3 protein-coding genes are annotated in these 3,228 nt (G+C 47.6%); 1 reads left to right on the top strand and 2 read right to left on the bottom strand.

Translation table 11 applies throughout. The annotated features are described in order from the left end of the window. A partial coding sequence (locus ACESLU_RS13405; RefSeq protein ID WP_372639136.1) for a SulP family inorganic anion transporter occupies positions 1-494 on the bottom strand: 494 nt, incomplete at its 3' end. Between the two features lie 259 nt (positions 495-753). Then, positions 754-2,538 (bottom strand): SLC13 family permease, encoded by a 1,785-nt coding sequence (locus ACESLU_RS13400; RefSeq protein ID WP_372639135.1) that lies wholly within the window; start codon positions 2,536-2,538, stop codon positions 754-756. A 170-nt stretch (positions 2,539-2,708) separates the two neighbouring features. Here ACESLU_RS13400 and ACESLU_RS13395 point away from each other — a divergent pair, with 170 nt between their 5' ends. Continuing rightward, complete coding sequence (locus tag ACESLU_RS13395; RefSeq protein WP_372639134.1) at positions 2,709-3,059, top strand: hypothetical protein; 351 nt, start codon at positions 2,709-2,711, stop codon at positions 3,057-3,059. The last annotated feature ends 169 nt before the right edge of the window (positions 3,060-3,228 follow it).

Here is a 3,228-nt window from a genome sequence, read left to right as displayed (position 1 = left end):
TGGGTATTGGAAAGTTCAATGCCCAGCAAATTATTGAGCTGGGTAAAAGCGATGATGAGGGGTGCGGCAAGGGTAAACCCTGCAATGACGGGACGCGAGAAAAAGTTAAAAACGGCCCCCAGCTGCATGGATCCCATAATCAGCTGCAGTCCTCCCGCCATCATGGTTAATACAATAGTAAGACGGATGTATTCGGTACTGTTCGGTTCCGCCAGCAGGCTTACACCCGCTGCGATGATAAGCATATCCACGGCCACCGGTCCGACCGACAAGTTTTTGGAGGTCCCCAGCAGCGGGTAGATCAGCAGGGGGATCACGCCGGCATAGAGCCCGTAGATAGGTGGCACCCCGGCTATGACGGCATAAGCCATCCCCTGCGGAATGAACATAATACCGGTAGTAAGTCCCGCCGACAGATCGCCGCGTAATTTTGAGAGGCTGTAACGGGGTAGCCAATCAACGATTTTAAACGTCTTTTTAAGCCATTCAACCATATGTTAAAATGACCAGAATATGGGAATGAATGTCGTAGCTAAAAGTCCGAAAAATAATGTAATGTAACGTGTATACTAAACCTGTTTGGGTGAAGTCAGTAAAGTTATACTGACCAACACTGTAAATCAAGGTATTTGTCTGGCAACCTAAGCTGTATTCTAAACCTATTCACGAGCCGATTTCCTGGTGAGTTATCCGGGCCAGGGGAGTGAGAATCGGGTTGATAATACATTTCGGGATTTTCAAAAAGACTGTTACTTACAGAGGCCATACTACAGGAATCAAAAGGGTAGCCAGAATCCAAAAAAGGAGGTTCAGCGGTAACCCTATCTTTGTAAAATCAGTGAATTCATATTGGCCCGGTCCATAAATGAGGGTATTGGCGTGATGTCCAAAGGGGGTGATGAAAGTAAGACAAGCGGCATAACTGACCGCAAGGACCATCGGTTCGGTATTCACGCCGATCTGTCCCGCCACCTCAACGGCAATGGGTGCCAGGAGGGCTACCGATGCATTTGTTGAAATGATCGAGGTAATGACTGTTGTGAGCAGATAAAACCCTGACATAATTGCTACGGGACCAAAATCCTGGAGCAGGATAATCATGGTTTCGGCTATCATGGCGCCGGCTCCGGTTTTGTCAATGGCCGTGCCCAGGGGCAGGACTCCCACTAACAACATGATTATTTTCCAGTTAATGGCGGTATAAGCCTCTTCGGTAGATATGCAATTGGTAATAATCATTGCAATAACACCAGCCGGTGCCGTAACGACAATCGGTGCGAGACCCAGTGCCGCAATTCCAACTACTAATGCGAGGATAGTGAGGACAACGGGGGTTTTTTCGGTACGGGGACGCAGGACATCGAGTTCTGAAGTAATGACAAATGCCGGATCGTTATTGAGATCCTGGATGCGCTCTTTGCTCATGTTAAGTAACATAGCATCGCCTCCGCTTAGTTTTACATCACCCAATTTTTCCTGTTGCAGCCTGCCATGGTGCCGGATAGCCAGGGGCACCGCGCCAAAGCGTTCTCCAAAATCGATATCCGACAGTTTGCGGCCCTCCAAAGAGGATTCCGGTGCCACGGCCGCTTCGACAAGTGCGTCGCGACCGTGCTTCAGGTCGGTATCCATCCATTCGTGTGGAGGTTGAAAAGCGAGGTCTTCACGGCGGAGCAGCTTCTCGATTTCGTCGGCACTTCCGCGAATGCGCAACAGGTCATCTTCCTGGATTTTGACTTCACTACGCTGAGCCGAGGAATCGTGTTCAGATTTGAAAATCCGCAGGACATCGAGGTCGAGCTCACGGGTAAGTTCCCCGGTATCCAAAACATTGCCAATAAGGTCGGAGTTTGATTTGACGCGTAAGTCGGTCAGGTATTCGGCCATTTCAAATTCAGAGGTGAGCTCACTCTCCTCCTCTTTTCGCCGGGAAGGGATGGCCTTGATACCATACAGAAACATATAGATAAAGCCTGCCCCTAAAAAAACCAGTCCCATCGCCGAAAAGTCAAACATGTCAAAGCCCGCAGCCCCCCGTTCTTCCACAATAGAGCTGACCAATAAGTTGGTGGAGGTGCCGATGAGGGTGCTGATGCCTCCGAAGATACCGGCAAAAGAGAGAGGCATTAGCAGTTTTGAGGGACTGATACCGATGCGGTTTGCAATGTCAATAACAACCGGGATGAAGATCATAATGACGGCCGTATTGTTCATGAAAGAGGAGGCAAAACTCACAAATAAAAGCATGACAAGAAGCCAGGGCCAGAAGCGGTCTTCCATTTTATCACAAAAAAAGTTGCCCGCTTTATTCAGTAGTCCGGTTCTGCGCAACCCTTCGCTGATGGCAAACATGGCGGCAATGGTGATGGTAGCCGGGTTACTGGCTCCAGAAAATCCCTCTTCAGGCGTCAGGATCCCGGAAGCCAGTAAACAGACCAGCAAAATGATGGCTGCTACATCAAATGAGACGTAATCGGTTGCAAATAAAAACAGGGCGAGCCCGAGAAGGCCGAAAACAAAAATAATTTCAAACGACATTGCAAGCGTATCGAACTGTTGAAAGAGTGATAAGTTAAAATATTGAATAATTAGCTTCTAAATAAGCGCTTTGCAGTATTGAACAGAGAGGTTAAGAAGAGTTGGATTTTTTTCTTATCTTTGGGAGCAGAAAATCCTTAATCGCATTTTAACTGTTTAGGTTATATCGTATGAAATACGAGCACAAGTTTTTCTATTTATGCAAGACGCCGCTCAGCGCAGAAGGCCCCGAGGATGTGGAAGTGATTACCAGGGTGGATGACAGTAAGCAGTTTCCAAAAGTATTTAAGCAGTATGAAGAGCTGCGTTCGCATGCTTTTAATGAAGATGATCTGTATAGTATTATCCGGGCGGATGATATCTACGATCTGTTCCGTACCGGCAACGAAAAACAAGCGAAAGAAGAAGCCTTTGAAAAGGCCCAGCAGGAAATTATCACAAACCTGCAGCATCGCGTTATACAGGATGGCGATGCCAATGCCCAGGCTATTCTTAAGGAAGTGCATGACGTAGAAGCTTAGATCCTGTATAAGGTTCTCTATCCAATTTCTGTTCGTACACGGAGATATATGGCAGCGAAGAAGCACCCTTTTTATATCGTTCATCAGGATAGAGATATCTTTGTGGTTGATAAACCGGCAGGGCTGTTGGCGGTCCCTATCCCTGACAGCAACGTGAAAAACCTCTTCG

The sequence above is a fragment of the Fodinibius sp. genome (assembly GCF_041642155.1).
Taxonomy (GTDB): Bacteria; Bacteroidota; Rhodothermia; order Balneolales; family Balneolaceae; genus Fodinibius.
This window is presented reverse-complemented; position numbering and strand designations above follow the sequence as displayed.